Source organism: Sulfolobus tengchongensis, assembly GCF_036967215.1.
Taxonomy (GTDB): domain Archaea; phylum Thermoproteota; class Thermoprotei_A; order Sulfolobales; family Sulfolobaceae; genus Saccharolobus; species Saccharolobus tengchongensis_A.
The window spans coordinates 45793-63760 of record NZ_CP146016.1; the positions used below are offsets into that span (position 1 = coordinate 45793).

Genomic DNA, 17968 nt, shown 5'->3' on the forward strand with positions numbered 1-17968 from the left:
AAGGTAAAAAGCATTTATAATGTACCGGTGCTTTTGATGTACCAATGGTAAAAGAAGACGAAATTTTGCCTAAGTATTGGTACAATATAATTCCGGATTTGCCTAAACCATTACCTCCGCCTAGAGATCCCCAAGGTGCTGAATTTTCAAGAATTGATTTGTTAAGAAGCATATTGCCTAAGGAGATTTTAAGACAACAGTTTACTATAGAAAGATATGTAAGAATACCGGAAGAAGTAAGAGATAGGTATATATCGATAGGAAGACCAACTCCTTTATTCAGAGCAAGGAGGTTAGAAGAATATTTAAAGACACCGGCAAGGATTTACTTTAAATTTGAAGGCGCTACACCTACCGGTTCTCATAAGATAAATACTGCAATACCACAAGCGTATTTTGCAAAAGAAGAAGGTATAAATCATGTAGTTACTGAAACTGGAGCTGGTCAATGGGGAACTGCAGTAGCATTAGCTGCAAGTATGTATAACATGAAAAGTACAATATTTATGGTAAGGGTTAGTTATGAGCAGAAACCAATGAGAAAAAGTATTATGCAGTTGTATGGTGCTAATGTATATGCAAGTCCTACAAATTTAACTGAATTTGGGAGAAAGATATTAGAAGCTAATCCTCAGCATCCTGGATCCTTAGGTATAGCAATGAGTGAGGCTATAGAATATGCTCTTAAGAATGAGTTCAGATATTTAGTAGGCAGTGTTCTAGATGTAGTCTTGTTGCACCAGAGTGTGATTGGTCAAGAGACTATGGCACAATTGGATTTATTAGGGGAAAATGCTGACGTCCTAATCGGATGCGTTGGAGGAGGCAGTAATTTTGGTGGTTTTGTTTATCCTTTTATTGGAAGTAAAAGAGGTAGACGATATATTGCTGTAAGTTCAGCAGAGATTCCTAAATTCAGTAAAGGTGAGTATAAATATGATTTTCCAGATTCGGCTGGGCTTTTGCCTTTAGTGAAAATGATAACGTTAGGCAAGGATTATGTTCCACCACCCATATATGCAGGTGGATTAAGATATCACGGTGTAGCACCCACACTCAGTCTATTGATAAAGGAAGGCATAATAGAGTGGAGAGAATATAATGAAAGAGAAATTTTTGAGGCAGCTAAGATATTTATGGAAACCCAAGGTATTGTCCCAGCTCCAGAGTCAGCTCATGCTATAAAGGCTGTAATTGATGAAGCCGTAGAAGCTAGGAAAAGTAGGGAGAAAAAAGTTATAGTATTTAATCTGAGTGGGCATGGTCTATTAGACCTATCAAATTACGAATCTATGATGAAAAGGTTGGCTGGAAATGGGTAAGCTATTTGTGTTATATATGACTGTAGGTTACCCTAATGAGCAAGGATTCAAAGAATTCATCACTAAAGCTGTTGATAACGGTGTGGATATATTAGAGCTAGGGATACCTCCAAAGTATGCTAAGTATGATGGTCCAGTAATAAGGAAAAGTTATGATAAAGTTAGAGGTCTAGATATTTGGTCTTTACTAGGATATGTTAGTGAAAAAGTAGATATTCCAATAATAGCACTGACTTATCTAGAAGAATGGATCAACCAACTAGGTAATTTTTTGGATAGATTAAAAGAAATTAAATTGGACGGAGTTTTATTTCCAGATTTACTCATCGATTATATTGATGAATTTGAGAAAATCGATAAGATAATAAAGAGTAAAGGTATAAAGGACGTTATTTTTACCTCGCCCTCTGTTCCAGATCTTTTAATTCATAGAGTGTCTAAGATTAGTGACTTATTCTTATATTATGGTGTCAGGCCCACTACTGGCGTACCAATACCAGTATCAGTAAAACAACTGATTAATAGAGTTAGGAATATAGTGGATAATAAATTAGTAGTAGGATTTGGGCTATCTAACGAATCTGATTTAAGAGACGCCTTAAGCGCAGGTGCTGATGGAGTAGCTATTGGAACAGCGTTCATAGAGGAGATTGAAAGAAATGGAATTGATTCTGCTGTAAACTTAGTTAAGAAAATTAGGGTGATTTTGGATGAATATCAATGAAATTTTGAAGAAGCTTATAAATAAATCTAATTTGGAAATTGAAGAAGCCGAAGAATTAGCTAAAGCTATAATTAGAGGGGATGTCCCAGAGATTCTGACATCAGCAATTCTTGTAGCCCTAAGGATGAAAGGTGAAAGTATAAGTGAGATAGTTGGGTTTGCAAGAGCTATGAGAGAGCTTGCTATTAAAATAGATGTTCATAACGCGATAGATACTGCTGGCACTGGAGGAGATGGTTTAAGTACAGTAAATGTTAGTACGGCTAGTGCTATTCTACTAAGTTTAGTCAATCCAGTTGCTAAACATGGGAATAGAGCAGTAAGTGGGAAAAGTGGCAGTGCGGACGTGCTCGAAGCTTTAGGATATAACATTGTAGTGCCTCCAGAAAAGGCTAAAGAGTTAATACATAAGACTAATTTCGTTTTCCTCTTTGCTCAATATTATCATCCTGCTATGAAGAACGTAGCAAATGTAAGAAGGACCTTAGGAATTAGGACAATTTTTAATATTTTAGGCCCATTAACGAATCCAGCTAATGCAAAATATCAATTAATGGGAGTGTTTTCGAAAGACTACCTAAATCTTCTGTCAAAAAGCGCATTAGAACTCGATTTTAAAAAGATAGTATTAGTACATGGAGAACCTGGTATAGATGAAGTTAGTCCAATAGGTAAAACCTTCTTAAGCATCGTTACTAATGGTAATATAGAAGAGATTACAATTAATGTAACGGATTTCGGGATATCTCCTATTCCAATTGATAGGCTAATTGTTAACTCATCTGAGGATTCTGCAATAAAAATAATTAGGGCCTTTTTGGGTAAAGATGAGGATGTAGCAAGATTTTTAAGAATTAACACAGCAGTGGGTCTTTTCGTACTAGATAAAGTAAGCGATTTTAGAGAAGGCTATGAGTACGCGGGATATTTAATAGATAAGTCGATAGATAAACTAAATGAGATAATATCGCTTAATGGTGATTTAAATAGATTGAAAGCAATAATGGCGAGAGTCAATGGTAGTTAAGCTAAAGATTTGTGGTAATGCCACACTATCTGATATCATAGAGATATCTAAACTTGATGTAGATTATGTAGGAATTGTTACTGATCCAATTAGTCAGAGATTTGCTAAGAAGGAATTTATAGGTTTCGTCAAAAAATATATAGGAAAACCAATAGTAAATGTAATGGTAAATATACAAATAAATAACAAAATTGTCGATGAACTGAAAACATCAGACTACATACAAATACATAGAGTATTAAATGACTCAGAGTTAGAGATTCTTAGATCCTATGATACAAAACGAATCATATTATATGTACCCGCTTCATTTGAATACAAGAAGTATCTAGATAAAGTTGTGAATATCGTGGATATGGTACTTATTGATTCGGTAAGAAAAGGAGTTAGTGTAGATTTTAATGTGTTTGCTAGTTTTATCAGAGAGTACCCCAATTTAGGTGTAGGTGGGAAAATTAACATAGAAAATGCTCTCAGTTTTATTAATTTAAATCCTGCTTGGATTGATATTTCTAGCAGTGTAGAAATCTATCCTGGGAAAAAAGATCTTACAAAGGTTAAAAAAATTGTTGAGGTAGTTAAATATGGAGATCCATTCAATAAGTGAGTTTGCATCACCATTTGACGTGTTTAAGTGTGTAGAGAGAAACTTTAAGGTAGCTGGCTTATTAGAAAGTATATCAGGACCTCAATACAAGGCTAGATATAGCATAATAGCATGGACAAACAAGAATCATATAAGAATTCATGATGACCCTTTAAATGCACTTAGTGCTAACATAAAAGGCTTACATAAATTGGAGATTCCAGGCTTATTTAAAGGCGGAATGATAGGGTATATAAGTTACGATGCTGTAAGATTCTGGGAAAAAATAAAAGATATTAAACCAGTTGCAGAAGAGTGGCCATATGCAGAATTTTTCATTCCCGATAACATTATAGTATATGACCATAACGAAGGCAAAGTTTATGTTGATGCTGATTTAAGTAGCATAGGTGGTTGTAAAGATATAGGAGATTTTAAGGTTAGTTTTTATGATGAATCTCTAAATAAAAACAACTATGAGAAGATAGTTTCAGAGTCTTTAGAATATATAAGATCTGGATATATATTCCAAGTTGTATTATCTAGATTTTATAGATATTTATTCAAGGGAGATCCACTAAAGATGTATTATAATTTGAGGAGAATAAATCCCTCTCCTTATATGTTTTATCTTAAATTTGATGAAAGATATCTAATAGGCTCTAGTCCTGAGTTATTATTTAGGGTACAAGATAATATTGTTGAAACTTATCCAATAGCTGGTACAAGACCTAGGGGTTCTGATCAAGAAGAAGATCTTAAGTTAGAATTGGAATTGTTAAATTCTGAAAAGGATAAAGCAGAGCATTTAATGCTTGTTGACTTAGCTAGAAACGATTTAGGTAAGGTCTGTGTACCAGGGACAGTTAGGGTACCTGAACTAATGTTCATAGAAAAGTATAGTCATGTTCAACATATAGTATCCAAGGTTGTAGGAACACTAAAAAAGAAGTATAATGGATTAAATGTTTTGTCAGCTACTTTTCCAGCTGGAACTGTAAGCGGAGCCCCAAAACCTATGGCAATGAATATTATTGAAACTCTAGAGGAATATAAAAGGGGCCCTTATGCTGGTGCAGTAGGTTTTATCTCAGCAGATGGTGATGCTGAATTTGCAATAGCTATAAGGACGGCATTTTTAAATAAAGACCTATTACGAATACATGCTGGTGCAGGTATAGTATATGATTCTAATCCCGAGTCGGAGTATTTTGAAACTGAACATAAATTAAAGGCGTTAAAAGTAGCGATAGGGGTAAGTTAGATGGATTTAACTTTAATAATAGATAATTACGATAGTTTCGTCTATAATATAGCGCAAATAATTGGCGAGTTAGGAAGTTATCCTATTGTTATCAGAAATGATGAAATAAGTGTAAAGGGTATAGAGAGAATAGATCCAGATAGGATTATAATATCACCAGGGCCAGGTACACCAGAAAAGCAAGAAGATATAGGGATAACATTGGATGTTATAAGGTCTTTTGGTAAGAAAATTCCTATATTGGGAGTGTGTTTAGGTCACCAAGCTATTGGATATGCATTTGGAGCTCGGATAAGAAGAGCCAAAAGAGTTTTCCATGGGAAGATCAGCAATATAATTATAGTAAACAATAACGTCCCACCCTTATATTACGGTGTTCCTAAGGAGTTTAAGGCTACTAGATATCACAGCCTAGTGGTTGATGATGTTAATAGTCCATTAGTTATTGATGCAAGATCGAGTGAGGATGATGAAATTATGGCTATCCATCATGAAGAATATCCAATATACGGTGTTCAGTTTCATCCAGAGAGTGTGGGAACTCCGATAGGGTATAAGATACTTTATAATTTCTTGAACAGAATATAGTACATGCCACGATATCTTAAAGGTTGGCTGAAAGACGTAGTAGAATTATCTTCAAAGCGATCTCCAGTTAGTGTCTCTAGGGAAAGACCTCTCTTTTCCCTATATAAGAGGATTTTAGAGTTTAATAATATCGGTGTTAACGCTATTATAGCAGAATATAAACGCAAATCTCCCTCTGGATTAGAGATAGAGAAAGATCCCATAGAGTACGCTAAGTTTATGGAAAAATATGCTGTAGGTATTAGTATATTAACAGAAGAGAAGTATTTTGGAGGATCTTATAATATTTTAAGGAATATAGCAAATTCTATTTCAATTCCCATATTAATGAAAGATTTTATTGTTAAAGAGACTCAAATTGATGATGCATATAATCTAGGTGCTGACACAATACTACTAATAGTTAGAATATTGACTGAAAGAGAATTGGAAAGTTTGTTGGAATATGCTAGGAGTTATGGTATGGAACCTTTAGTTGAAATAAATGACGAAAGAGATTTAGAAATAGCGTTAAGAGTAGGGGCAAAGCTAATAGGGGTTAATTCAAGGGATCTAGAAACCTTTGCAATAGATAAAGAAAAACAAAAAAGGCTAATCTCGAACATACCATCAGATATTGTGAAGGTAGCAGAAAGTGGGATTTCTGAAAGAAGCGAAATAAACGAGTTAAGGAAATTAGGTGTAAATGCTTTTCTAATAGGCACTACACTAATGAAAAATCCAGAGAAGATTAAAGAATTTATATAACATCCCTCATATAATCTTGTGGCTTCTTTATTAGATTTCAATACAAACCTTTCCCAAATTACTGGGGAAACTACTTTATTGTATAAAGATATAGCGAGGAATGTAGAAAAAACTAAGAGAATTAAGATAATTGATTTTGGAATAGGGCAACCAGATATAGTAACGTTTAAACGTATAAGAGATGCTGCTAAAGAAGCTTTAGATCAAGGATTTACCTTTTATACGTCTGCATTTGGTATCGAGGAATTAAGAGAAAAGATTGCACAGTATCTAAATACTAGGTATGGTATCGATGTTAAAAAAGACGAGGTAATCATTACCCCTGGTGCTAAACCTGCACTTTTCTTGTCGTTTATTTTATATATTAATCCCGGCGACGAGATCCTATTACCAGATCCTTCTTTCTACTCATATGCAGAAGTTGTAAAGTTACTTGGAGGAAAACCAGTTTACACTAATCTAAAATGGAGCAGAGAAGAAGGATTCTTTATAGACGTGGATGATTTACAATCTAAAATATCTAGTAAAACTAAGATGATAGTCTTTAACAATCCCCATAACCCTACTGGAACATTATTTTCCCCAAATGATGTTAAAAAAGTGATTGATATAGCCAGAGAGAACAAAATAATATTATTATCTGATGAAATTTACGACAATTTTGTTTATGAAGGTAAAATGAAGAGTACTCTAGAAGATGCAGATTGGAGAGACTATTTAATTTACGTCAATGGCTTTAGCAAAACCTTCTCTATGACTGGATGGAGATTAGGATATATCGTAGCCAGACGTGATGTTATACAAAAGATGGGAGTACTAGCTGCTAATATTTATACTGCTCCTACGAGTTTTGTGCAGAAGGCTGCTTTAAAAGCCTTTGACACTTTTGATGAAGTTAACGAAATGGTTAAGTTGTTTAAGAGGAGAAGAGACGTAATGTATAATGAATTAAGTAAAATTAAAGGGATTCAAGTATCTAAACCTAATGGCGCCTTCTATATGTTTCCTAATGTTAGAGAAATATTAGATGTAAGTAAGCTGGACGTCAAGTCATTAGCTATAAAGTTAATTGAGGAGAAAGGTGTAGTAACTATACCTGGTGAAGTATTTCCGTTAAATATAGGTAAGGATTTCATTAGGCTAAGTTTTGCCGTAAACGAAGAAGTTATTAGAGAGGGAGTACAAAAAATTAAAGAATTCGTAGAAGAGATGATGAAACCCTGATATTAAGATAAGGTGAGCTAAACTCCCATGGGCTGATTGCTTGGTCTTACTTCTACTTTTTCTTCGTTTGATTCAATAAGCTCTAATGTAGTTATTTTTAAAGTTTTTCTTATATCATTCTCTACTTCCTTTAATAATTCTATAAATCGTTTGCTAGCATATAATTTCACGCTAACGGGAGTATTCATCGATAGTCTATTCTTTATTTTCTCTGACCTTATCATTGAATTAGTTTTCTTTATAATTTCTCCTAATTCTTCTATCTTTTTATCTTCTTCAATATCACTAACTCTCGGCAACTCCTCTAGTAATATGCTCTTTTTATAACCAAACAGCCTACTGTAAATTTCCTCTGTGATGTGTGGAGCTATAGGGTGCAATAATACTATTATATCCTTTATGATCCTTTGTGCTGTATATTTAGCAGATAAATCATTTTCAAACAACCTATGTTTTATCATTTCTAGATATTCGTCAGCTACAATTTCCCAGAAGTAGTTGTAAAGTTCTTGAAGCACAAGATAAAAGTCGTAGTTCTCATATGCGTTTATAGCTTTATTAACGAACTTCTTATGTTCTTGCAAGATCCACTTGTCTACAAGATGAAGATCCATTGGTTTATCAATTTTTTGCTTAGCTATAAACGGGTATACTAATCTACTCGCGTTCCATAATTTTTGTAATAGCATCTTCTTTCCTCTTACAACATCCCATTTAAATGGGAAATCGTCACCTATGCTCGCATCTAAAAGCGCCATTCTAATTGAGTCTGCTCCAAATTCATCTATTCTATCTAATGGTGATACTACATTGCCTTTACTTTTGCTCATTCTAGTACCATCTGGTCCAAGAACTTGACCATTTACAAGTACCATTGAAAACGGGACATTATTGGTTAACATTAAAGTTCTAAAGAATGTGTAAAATAACCAAGTTCTAATTATATCAGTACCTTGTAATCTTAGTGATGCAGGAAAAGTTCTTTCGAACATCTTTTTATTTTCATAAAAATTGGTAAGAAAAATTACAGTTACGCTAGAATCTATCCAAACATCAGCTACATCAGTAACTGGTTTAAGTTCTAACCCACAAACTGGACATCTCTCAATAGGTGGTTTAGTTTTAGTCGGATCTATTGGTAACTCCTCTTCCTTAGCCGGAACTAGATGGCCATTTTCACAATACCAGAAAGGTAATGGTGTTCCATAAACTCTCTGTCTCGTTATGTTCCAATCCCATTCTAAACTTTTTATCCAATCCTCAAGATAGTAGGACATTCTAGATGGCTTAAATTTCATTTTTTTGTATTCTTCGAGTAATTTCTGTTTTTTATCCAATATCTTAATATATATTTGTTTTTTAACTAAGAATTCTACTGGAGATAGGCAATCGCTTCTTTCTACATGTGATAATACGTTGTGCTTTAATTTCTCAACCTTAACTAAATATCCAGAATTCTTCAAGATCTCTAGCATTTTATTTTTTGCTTGTTCTACCTTCAATCCGTCTAGTATTCCATTAGTATTTGTAATTCTTCCCCTCTCATCAATAATAACCTTTACTGGTAGATTATATTTCAGTTGCCATCTTATATCTTGAGGATCACCGTAAGTGCTTATCATTACCGCACCAGTTCCAAAATCTCTTTCAACAGCATCATCTGCTATAATCTTAACCTCATTATTAAATATTGGAATTATTGCAGTTTTTCCAACTAAGTTTTTGTATCTTTCATCATCTGGATTTACTGCTACTGCTTGGGTTGCAGCTAATAATTCTGGCCTAGTCGTGGCTATTATTATCTCTCCTCCTTCCTTTATCGGAAATCTAATGTATGCTAATACTCCTTCCTTCTCCAAGTAACCAACTTCACTCTGAGCTAATGCAGTTTCGCATTTTGGACACCAGATTACTGGCCCTTCTCTCATTTCCATTAAATTCATTTTATACATATCGATTAGACTTCTCTGTATAACTTTTCTATATTTTGATTCATAAGTTCTATATTCAAATCTCTCCCATTCAGGTCTATATCCTAGTCTAATCATAGCTTCTTTCATTTTTCTAATCATATCCTCAGTCCATTCTATACATTTTTGGAGGAATAATTGCCTATTCTCCTTAGGAATACCCAATCTATATTGCACTTTTAATTCTGTAGGCAAGCCTTGTGTATCCCATCCTTGAGGTATTAAGACGTTATATCCCGCTAACCTCTTATATCTGCTTATGGTATCGGCTATTGTAACCCAGTATGCATGTCCCATGTGAAGCTCTCCACTCGTGAAGGGAGGCGGTGTATCTATAACGAATACGGGAGACTTTTCATCTTCATCTTTAAATCTGAACACGTCTTTCCAGTATTCTTCACTAAGCCAGATTTTTTGCCATTTTTCCTCAATTTCCTTAGGATTATAATGTTTTGGCCATTCTTCCATTTTCTTTAAAATTTCGTCTTGATTTAACAATAGCTTACCACCTATTTAGACGCTTTTTATATAAATATAAATTCGAATGACTTATAAAATTTCGTAATGAGAATTGCCATATTAGGAGGAGGCGTCGCAGGCTCTACATTAGCTTATTTGTTATCGAGGGTTAATAATGAAGTTATTATCTTTGATATTAATCAGAGTTATGTGAAACCATGTGGCGATATCGTACCAAATGTTTACAATCCGCCCTTTAATTGGACACAAACTTTTGGTATAAAAAGATTTTCATTTTATATTGATGGAGAGAAAATCTATGATGTGGAATATGCTCGTACTAAGTGGTTAGTTATAGATAAATGGGCATGGATAAATAATATGAGAAAGAGCGCTAAAGTAGTAGTGTCACATGACATTGTTCTTAAAGATTTTGATTACGTGATAGATAGTAGGGGACCCTATCCCATGGATAGGGAAGTTGTTTATACTACTAGGGCAATAATAGAGACTGAAGACTTTGATGACGAGGCAATATTAGAGTTTGACACAAGATACACTGGTTTTTATTGGATATTTCCAAGTAAAGAGAACGAATACAATATAGGTGCGGGGTTTTTAGAATATAAAAATTCTAAGGAAATGCTCTATCAATATATTAGAAGAAAATATAGAAACTTTAAGATAAAAGATGTTAGAGGTGCGCCTATTAGTATTGGAAATGTAAAAAATAAAAAGCTAAGAATAGGTGAGGCAAGAGGTCTAGTTTTTCCATTGAGCGGTGAAGGAATAAGACCATCTGCCATTTCAGCAGAATACGCTTTCGAGGCAATATATAAAGAAAGGAATTTTGATAATTTTATGGATCAAAAACTTGGTGTGATTGAGAAAAGAATTAGAATTCAAAGAATGCTATTAGATTTATATAGATATTCTAGTTTAAATTTGAGAAAAACGTTTATGAAAGTATTTTTTAAAAACGATGTACTTATAGACACTTATTTAGAAGATAAAATAGATTTGAACGGATTAGTTGAGTCATTGAAGAGCGTGAAGCAAAATGGAAGTATTATTAGAAAATTCGAAAAGCAAAACTGGTAAGCATGTTCTTAGATCTCTTCTATTTAGAGTGGAATCTAACGGAATCATACAGCAAGTGGACTTAGCAGGGAAGAAAATTACCCCAACATATAAGGTAGGGGAAGCAAAGATTGTGAATATACCGTCAAAGGGGGTATACATTTATCTTTTTCTCTTGAGAAATTTGAAAGGGCGTGTGAATGGTAGGGTAATTGTATTTGACAATGGTAATGTATCTTTGGTAATGAAATATAGGAAATTAAAGTTGAAACTGGTGGATGGAGATGAAAAGTATGTAAATAGTATAAAGAAAGTCTTTGAGCAACTTAAAATTCCGGTTAAGAAAATAAATGTCAACAAGGAGAAGTGAGAAGATGTTTGAACTGGGATTTAAGGTTATGGCTGAAGACCCTTTTAGGTTAAAATATTTATCCCAATTTATGAGTGACATTTTTAAAGAGATATGCGAGCCCATTAAGATTGGCGCATCGTATATTTGCGCTCCCAATCAAGATACTTTAATTCTAATTTACTTTAACTCACAGTTAACTAAAGATGTAAATGTTTTTCTTAAAGTAGTTTCAAATAATGCTATATATATCGTTGAAATAATGAGAGAGCTTAACAATAGGCTAAAGTCACAAGGTTTTCATATAACCTTATCCGAAACCTCCACAACTTCTCTATAAAGGTCTCTTAAGAAATCCTCGTTTATATTTCTATTTTTTGTCTCTACTATCGCATTGCATATATATGAAGAAATCCTCGTATTACATATTATTATCTTCTTTAAAAATCCATCTTTTATTTCTTTATTAACATCCATATATAGTATTTTTTCTTCTCTTTTTATGCGTTTATCTTTTATTTCTTTATTAACATCCATATATATTAAAATAACGTTATCTTCATAAATAACAGAAAATCTTAATCCATTAATATTATATTGTGTTATCGTCATGGGAGTGGTACCAATTCAGTTCCACAATAAGGACATTTCCCCTTTAATCCTCTCTTATCTGCTTCACAAAAGTATGCAGCATACTTCTTTTCACATTTAGGACATTTATAAACAATATCTGTACCTATTATTAACTTCCTATTACATATTCTACAATATACTGTTAACCATCCCAGATGTCCATAAGCATTTGAACCTCGAATTCTAATGCTCAATTTAGATCAATAACACTTCGCATGAATTAACTTAAATTTTTATTCTTAGCGTTATACCTTTGCCTACTTTAAAAGACTTTATAGTCTTAAAGAGGGTGTATTTGATAGATGAATTTAGTATCGTACTATAAGTTAGAAGCCTTAAAAATAAATGACATAATTACACTTTATCGTATACAAAAGATTAAAGATATGGAAGTCGTTGATAGTACTTATGATTTAGAGTCAATAATGCCAGATGATTCTAGCGATATAGTCATAATTCAAGGGAAAGATGAAAAATATATTAATGGTAAGCTCAATTTTGACTTTCAGTTTTCTCGCCCTTTGAACGTTACATCAATAGGTTTACCTCAACAATTAAATGGCGATTCTGTTCAGCTCATGAAAATAGAGGTTAATGCAGATAATGTAATTGGCGGTTCCTTAATCAAGAAGGATTTTCCATTTATAGTATTTTATACTGATGATGGCACTAAAATGATTTCAATATCAGATATCAATCCACCTATCCCTGAAAAGAAACAGACTACTACATCTAGAAGATCTAAAAAGAAGAAAAAGAGGAGTAAAAAACGTGCTAAGAAGTCTAGTTCAAGATCCAAAAGTAAGAGTAAGAGTTCTAGAAAGAGTTGAGGAATTTAAGTTAAATAATTCAGCCGACGAAAAAGTCTGGTTTAGAGAGCTCGTTCTATGTCTATTAACTGCAAATTCTTCTTTCATATCCGCATTTAAGGCCTTAACGTGCTTGGGGGATAAGATATATTATGGAACAGAAGATGAGATCAGAAGTATTCTCAAATCATGTAAATATAGATTTTACAATCTAAAGGCGAAATATATAATAATGGCTAGGCAAGACGTTTATGGTAAATTAAAAAGGGAAATTAAACCGATAGCGGATTTTGATCAGCAATTAGCGAGAGAAATATTATTGAAAATTAAAGGCATAGGAATGAAAGAAGCGAGTCATTTTCTCAGAAATGTTGGGTATTTTGATTTAGCTATAATAGATAGACATGTAGTAGATTTCATGATAAGAATAGGAGCTATTGGAAAACTCAATGCTAAACATTTGTCAAAAAAACACTATATGCTTTTTGAAGAAATTCTTAGAAGCATAGCCTCAAATTTAAATATAAGTCTAGGCGTTTTGGATTTATTTATATGGTATCATGAGACCAATACTATAGTTAAGTAGCAATAAAAAATATAAACTAGTAGTAATAGTTTGTTATGACTTGTCATGCAGATGAGCAATACATTAAAAAGATGGTTTAAATTAAATTATGTTTTAAATATTAATATGCTTTTTAATATAATTTCATCATTCTCAAGCTCATTCTCATCATCATGTTAAATTAAAATTCTTCTTGCAGTTTGTAGGTGGTATGTATGGAGACTATACAAGGTGTTGACTCTATAAACAAATTAAATTTCAAAGTATTAATAACAGATCCAGTAGATCAATATATGCTGAAAACTTTACAGAGCTACGGCTTAATGGTGGACTATAAACCAGAGATGAGTAGAGAAGAACTGTTAAAGGTAATAGGCAATTATCAAGCTTTAGTTGTTAGAAGTAGAACTAAGGTAGATAAAGAGGTTATTCAAAGAGGAATTAATCTTAAGGTCATCGCAAGAGCTGGAATAGGTTTAGATAATATAGATACGGAAGAGGCCTCAAAAAGGAATATAAAAATTGTGTACGCTCCAGGAGCTTCTACAGATTCTGCAGCAGAACTAACTATAGGTTTACTTATAGTTGCAGCGAGAAGGCTTTACGATTCTATGAATATGGCTAAGGGAGGTATATTTAAGAAGATAGAAGGAGTGGAGTTAGCAGGAAAGACAATAGGTATTATAGGTTTCGGAAGAATAGGCTCTAAAGTAGCTAAGGTTTGTAAAGCATTGGATATGAATGTGATTGTATATGATGTTATTGATGTGAGAGAAAAAGCTAATATGATTGGAGTGAAAGTTGCAGAGAGTTTAGAAGATTTACTTAAAGTCTCTGATATATTATCTTTTCATGTAACAGTAGGTAAGGATGCTAAACCAATTCTTAATGATAGTACATTTAAGATTGTTAAAGATAACGCAATTATAATTAATACCAGTAGGGCTGCAGTGATAGATGGTAAGGCATTGCTAAAGTACATTGATGAAAAGAATTTGACATATGCTACAGATGTATTATGGAATGAACCACCTAAGGAAGATTGGGAAATGAAACTACTAAGACATGAAAGAGTTATAGTAACCACTCATATAGGCGCGCAAACTAAAGAAGCCCAGCGCAGGGTTGCAGTAGTTACGACTAATAACTTAATTGAAGCCTTAAAAGAGATTGGTGTTTTGAGATGATGTTAATTCCGGGTCCCGTTAACGTTCCTAAAAGTGTTCTACAAGAATCCCTCACCTTAGTTAATCATAGATCAGATAAATTTAGGGAAACTGTAAAAAAATTAGAGCAGCTGATGAATAAGCATTTTAGCTCTACTAGAGTCGCTTTACTTAGTGGATCTGGAACCCTAGCTGTAGAATCTATGGTATTCTCTTTAGTAAAGAGAGAAGAGAAAGTGATAACGTTCCCTTATGGTGAGTTTGGGCATAGATTACGAGAATCATTGATCAGACGAGGAGCCAAAGTAATTAGTTATGAAAAGAAGCCTGGCGAGTCTTTTAGCGTAGAGGAAATAAAGAAATCCATTGAAGAAAATAAAGATGCAACTACAGTGGCTTTAGTCCACAATGAGACTAGTACTGGAATAGCATTTAGAGATCTTAAAAAAGTAGCTGAAACTATAAAGAAAGCAGGGCTTAAATTACTTATTGATTCAGTATCTGGCTTCGCAGCATACCCTTTGTATGTTAATGAATGGAAAATAGATTGTGTTGTAACTGGAAGTCAGAAGGCCTTAGCAAGTATACCTGGAATGGGATTTGCAGCATTATCTGATGAAGGCATTAATGAGTTAGTCAAATATGACCTGCCCAGTTATTTAGATATATCTCTTCACTTAAAATTTCAAGATAAAGGAGAAACTCCATTTACTCCTACTGTAGGAGCCTTTTTTGCATCTAAACGAGCTGCCGAACTATTAGAAAAGGAAGGTATAGAAAATAGATGGAAGAGACATGAGGCATGTGCTAGGTATTTAAGAAGAGTTATGGAGATCATGGGATTTAAATTATTAGGTAATGATTCCAATTTCTCCAATACAGTCGTAGCTGGAATACCTCCAATTTCTCCAAGTATGTTGATCAGTATGTTAAAGGAAAGAAATATAGAGATCTCTAGTGGCATGGGTGAGTTAAAAGATAAAATAGTGAGGATAGGTATTTTAGGCGTAGTTGATGATAGAGCGTTAATGAAATTAGTGAAGAATTTGAATGAAATACTCAGAACAGATGTGGAAGTTGAAGTCCCACAAGAATGTAAATTACCGGAAGAGTTAAAAGTTGAAGTTTCATGGGATTAGAGAGGGATGAAATTTTGTCTCAAGATTTACATTTTAATGAAGTTTTTATTTCATTATGGGAGAATAGGTTAACTAAATACGAGATTGCTAGGATAATAAGTGCTAGAGCATTACAATTGGCAATGGGCGCCCCGGCACTCATTGATGTTAATAACATTAACTCTACTGATGTAGTTACGATAGCCGAAGAGGAGTTTAAAAGAGGAGTTCTTCCAATAACTATTAGAAGACGATTACCAAATGGGAAAACAATTTTAATATCTCTTAGAAAGAGTTAAATCAGATGAATTTATGTAATATAAACAATTTTTACCTCATTATAGCTGAAAAGTCAAAAGCCGCCAAAAAAATTGCAGAAGCACTTTCTGATAAGCCTGTGTTGTGTAGAAAGTATGGTGTTAATTATTGGGTGGTGACCTACTATGATAATAGCAAATATGTAATAGCTCCTGCAGCAGGGCATCTATTTGGATTGCAAGGTAAAAGTGGATTCCCTGTATATGATGCTGATTGGAAACCTTTATGGGAAATAGATAAAAATGCATATTATACTAAGAAATATTACCGATTGATCTCAACCCTTAGTAAGTACGCTACAGGTTTCGTTAATGCGTGTGATTATGATATAGAGGGGTCAGTTATAGGCTATTTGATAATTAAATACCTTGGTGATATCAAGAGAGCAAAACGAATGAAATTTTCTGCATTAACTAAAAACGATATACTATACGCGTTCAAAAATATGTCATCATTAGATTATAACATGATAAATGCGGGAGTGACCAGACATAAAATTGATTGGTTATGGGGAATTAACATCAGCAGGGCTCTAATGCTTTCTTTACAAGATTTTGCAAAAAAGAGGGTGATACTGAGTGCAGGTAGAGTTCAGAGCCCAACACTTGTTCAAGTTGTTAATTCAGAAATTGAGAGGAATTTGTTTATTCCGCTACCAAAATTCACTGTTTCAATTAATGTTAAAATTAGAGATTATACATTGAAAATTAAATTAGATAAGGAGTTCGATAGGATATCTGAGGCAAAGGATTTTTTAAATAAATTAGTTAACAAAAAAGTAAGAATAATTAAAATTGAAAATAAAATAAAAATCTTGGAGAGACCCTCCCCATTCAATCTTACTGATCTTCAAGTTGAAGCAGGAAGAATATATGGAATCTCTCCATATAATGTAGAACGTATAGCAGAAGATCTATATCTGGATGGACTTATAAGTTATCCGAGGACAAATAGTCAAAAAATTCCACCAACTATAAGTGTATATAATATAGTTAAGGGTCTTGAGAACAGCTCGTATAAAGAATTAATTAGTTTAGTTAAAAAAATTAGTGGGGGTAATTACATCGTTAAACAAGGTTCAAAAGACGATCCTGCACATCCAGCTATACACCCAACTGGCGAGCCACCCAAAAAATTACCTGTAAATAAATTTAAACTATATGATTTAATAGTAAGAAGATTCTTGGCATCAATATCAGCTGACGCCAAGATCGCTACCACCTACTATACCGCTAGAGTGCTAGATTTTCCGTTAGAATTCACAATTTCATATACAAAAATACTGGAAAAAAACTGGTTGGAAATATATCATTTTCACAATATAAATGAAGATAAACCAATAATTCTTTCTAAAGAAGATGAAGGTTTAATTCAAGGAGGGAAAATAGATATTAGCTTAAGTAGATCTATACCACGATATACGAAAGTTTCTTTGCTCAAGTGGATGGAATACTCTAACCTAGGCACGGAAGCTACCAGAGGGAGAATAATTGAAATTTTAGTAAAAAGAAGATATCTAACTAGTAGTGGGAAATATTTAATTCCTACGAAATTAGGATTTTATGTTGCTGAAGTATTAAATAAATTTTTCCCTGATATAGCCGATGTTAAGATGACAGCAGATATGGAGAATAAACTAGAATTAATAAAAACTGGCAATATTTCGGAAAACTACGTAATTAAAGAAAACATAGAGAGATTAAATAAATTTATAGAGGAATACAAGGTAAATAAGGATAAGGTAGGCGAGTCGTTGGCTAAGGGCTTAGGTCTTGTAAAAGTTGCAAGATGTAAATTATGTGATCTTGAGCAGTATAAAGACGAGTTGTGTAAGTACCATTATGAAGCCAAATTAAAACTTCTAGATACCGTGAAAATATGGGAGGAGAGAACAGGTTACGATTATAAAAAGATTTTAAAGAGGATTGGTAATAGTAGATCTACTGGTAAGTATGTAAAAGACGTAGTAGCATACTTATTAAACGGTGATGAGAGTCATGCCAAACTGAAAAGATGAGG

20 protein-coding genes are annotated in these 17968 nt (G+C 33.3%); 17 read left to right on the plus strand and 3 right to left on the minus strand.

Features of this window, described 5'->3' with window-relative positions; genetic code table 11:
* Positions 1-44 precede the first annotated feature (44 nt).
* Genes V6M85_RS00320 through V6M85_RS00355 form a run of 8 tightly spaced genes read left to right on the plus strand, consistent with a single transcriptional unit; the run spans position 45 to position 7482 of the window.
* Positions 45-1322 carry a TrpB-like pyridoxal phosphate-dependent enzyme gene (locus V6M85_RS00320; protein WP_338601528.1) on the plus strand — a complete coding sequence of 426 codons (1278 nt, stop codon included), beginning with the start codon at positions 45-47 and terminating at the stop codon, positions 1320-1322.
* On the plus strand, positions 1315-2046 hold the full coding sequence (trpA, locus tag V6M85_RS00325) for a tryptophan synthase subunit alpha (RefSeq protein WP_338601530.1): 732 nt from the start codon (positions 1315-1317) through the stop codon (positions 2044-2046). The genes V6M85_RS00320 and trpA overlap by 8 nt, the downstream gene beginning before the upstream one ends.
* The gene (trpD, locus tag V6M85_RS00330) at positions 2033-3073 is read left to right on the plus strand and encodes an anthranilate phosphoribosyltransferase (RefSeq protein ID WP_338601533.1); all 1041 of its coding nucleotides are present in this window, start codon (positions 2033-2035) and stop codon (positions 3071-3073) included. The genes trpA and trpD overlap by 14 nt, the downstream gene beginning before the upstream one ends.
* Positions 3063-3680: an N-(5'-phosphoribosyl)anthranilate isomerase gene (locus tag V6M85_RS00335; protein ID WP_338601536.1), complete on the plus strand. Its 618-nt coding sequence runs from the start codon at positions 3063-3065 to the stop codon at positions 3678-3680. Before trpD ends, V6M85_RS00335 begins: the two co-directional genes overlap by 11 nt.
* Positions 3658-4923, plus strand: a complete 1266-nt coding sequence (locus V6M85_RS00340; protein WP_338601539.1) for an anthranilate synthase component I — start codon at positions 3658-3660, stop codon at positions 4921-4923. The genes V6M85_RS00335 and V6M85_RS00340 overlap by 23 nt, the downstream gene beginning before the upstream one ends.
* Positions 4924-5511, plus strand: coding sequence for an aminodeoxychorismate/anthranilate synthase component II (locus tag V6M85_RS00345; protein ID WP_338601542.1), 588 nt, complete (start codon positions 4924-4926; stop codon positions 5509-5511).
* Positions 5512-5514: 3 nt separating this feature from the next.
* Positions 5515-6258, plus strand: coding sequence for an indole-3-glycerol phosphate synthase TrpC (gene trpC / locus V6M85_RS00350; protein ID WP_338601545.1), 744 nt, complete (start codon positions 5515-5517; stop codon positions 6256-6258).
* A gap of 18 nt (positions 6259-6276) precedes the next feature.
* Entirely contained in the window at positions 6277-7482 is a 1206-nt protein-coding gene (locus V6M85_RS00355; protein ID WP_338601548.1) for a pyridoxal phosphate-dependent aminotransferase, read from the plus strand.
* A gap of 17 nt (positions 7483-7499) precedes the next feature.
* Here the strand turns inward: V6M85_RS00355 and V6M85_RS00360 are convergent, their stop codons facing one another.
* Positions 7500-9920: a valine--tRNA ligase gene (locus V6M85_RS00360; protein WP_338604835.1), complete on the minus strand. Its 2421-nt coding sequence runs from the start codon at positions 9918-9920 to the stop codon at positions 7500-7502.
* A gap of 96 nt (positions 9921-10016) precedes the next feature.
* On the opposite strand from V6M85_RS00360, the gene V6M85_RS00365 reads away from it, so the two are divergent.
* Genes V6M85_RS00365 through V6M85_RS00375 form a run of 3 tightly spaced genes read left to right on the plus strand, consistent with a single transcriptional unit; the run spans position 10017 to position 11680 of the window.
* Positions 10017-11012 (plus strand): NAD(P)/FAD-dependent oxidoreductase, encoded by a 996-nt coding sequence (locus V6M85_RS00365; RefSeq protein WP_338601551.1) that lies wholly within the window; start codon positions 10017-10019, stop codon positions 11010-11012.
* A complete protein-coding gene (locus V6M85_RS00370) occupies positions 10972-11361 on the plus strand; it encodes a hypothetical protein (RefSeq protein WP_338601554.1) in 390 nt (129 codons plus the stop codon). Before V6M85_RS00365 ends, V6M85_RS00370 begins: the two co-directional genes overlap by 41 nt.
* A gap of 4 nt (positions 11362-11365) precedes the next feature.
* Positions 11366-11680 (plus strand): hypothetical protein, encoded by a 315-nt coding sequence (locus V6M85_RS00375; protein WP_338601557.1) that lies wholly within the window; start codon positions 11366-11368, stop codon positions 11678-11680.
* On the opposite strand, the gene V6M85_RS00380 is transcribed toward V6M85_RS00375, so the two are convergent.
* Both V6M85_RS00380 and V6M85_RS00385 read right to left on the minus strand, forming a co-directional pair.
* On the minus strand, positions 11641-11952 hold the full coding sequence (locus tag V6M85_RS00380; RefSeq protein WP_338601559.1) for a hypothetical protein: 312 nt from the start codon (positions 11950-11952) through the stop codon (positions 11641-11643). The two genes, V6M85_RS00375 and V6M85_RS00380, sit on opposite strands and share 40 nt — an antisense overlap.
* Complete coding sequence (locus V6M85_RS00385; RefSeq protein WP_338601562.1) at positions 11949-12167, minus strand: hypothetical protein; 219 nt, start codon at positions 12165-12167, stop codon at positions 11949-11951. Before V6M85_RS00385 ends, V6M85_RS00380 begins: the two co-directional genes overlap by 4 nt.
* Positions 12168-12275: 108 nt before the next feature.
* On the opposite strand from V6M85_RS00385, the gene V6M85_RS00390 reads away from it, so the two are divergent.
* From V6M85_RS00390 to V6M85_RS00415, 6 genes are all read left to right on the plus strand, one after another.
* Positions 12276-12803, plus strand: a complete 528-nt coding sequence (locus V6M85_RS00390; RefSeq protein ID WP_338601565.1) for a hypothetical protein — start codon at positions 12276-12278, stop codon at positions 12801-12803.
* On the plus strand, positions 12745-13368 hold the full coding sequence (locus tag V6M85_RS00395) for an N-glycosylase/DNA lyase (RefSeq protein ID WP_338601568.1): 624 nt from the start codon (positions 12745-12747) through the stop codon (positions 13366-13368). The genes V6M85_RS00390 and V6M85_RS00395 overlap by 59 nt, the downstream gene beginning before the upstream one ends.
* 194 nt (positions 13369-13562) lie before the next feature.
* Positions 13563-14534, plus strand: a complete 972-nt coding sequence (locus V6M85_RS00400) for an NAD(P)-dependent oxidoreductase (protein WP_338601569.1) — start codon at positions 13563-13565, stop codon at positions 14532-14534.
* Positions 14531-15652, plus strand: coding sequence for an aminotransferase class V-fold PLP-dependent enzyme (locus V6M85_RS00405; protein WP_338601572.1), 1122 nt, complete (start codon positions 14531-14533; stop codon positions 15650-15652). The genes V6M85_RS00400 and V6M85_RS00405 overlap by 4 nt, the downstream gene beginning before the upstream one ends.
* Positions 15643-15930 carry a DNA-directed RNA polymerase subunit K gene (locus V6M85_RS00410; RefSeq protein WP_338601575.1) on the plus strand — a complete coding sequence of 96 codons (288 nt, stop codon included), beginning with the start codon at positions 15643-15645 and terminating at the stop codon, positions 15928-15930. The genes V6M85_RS00405 and V6M85_RS00410 overlap by 10 nt, the downstream gene beginning before the upstream one ends.
* Before the next feature lie 5 nt (positions 15931-15935).
* Positions 15936-17966: a DNA topoisomerase I gene (locus tag V6M85_RS00415; protein WP_338601578.1), complete on the plus strand. Its 2031-nt coding sequence runs from the start codon at positions 15936-15938 to the stop codon at positions 17964-17966.
* Positions 17967-17968 lie beyond the last annotated feature (2 nt).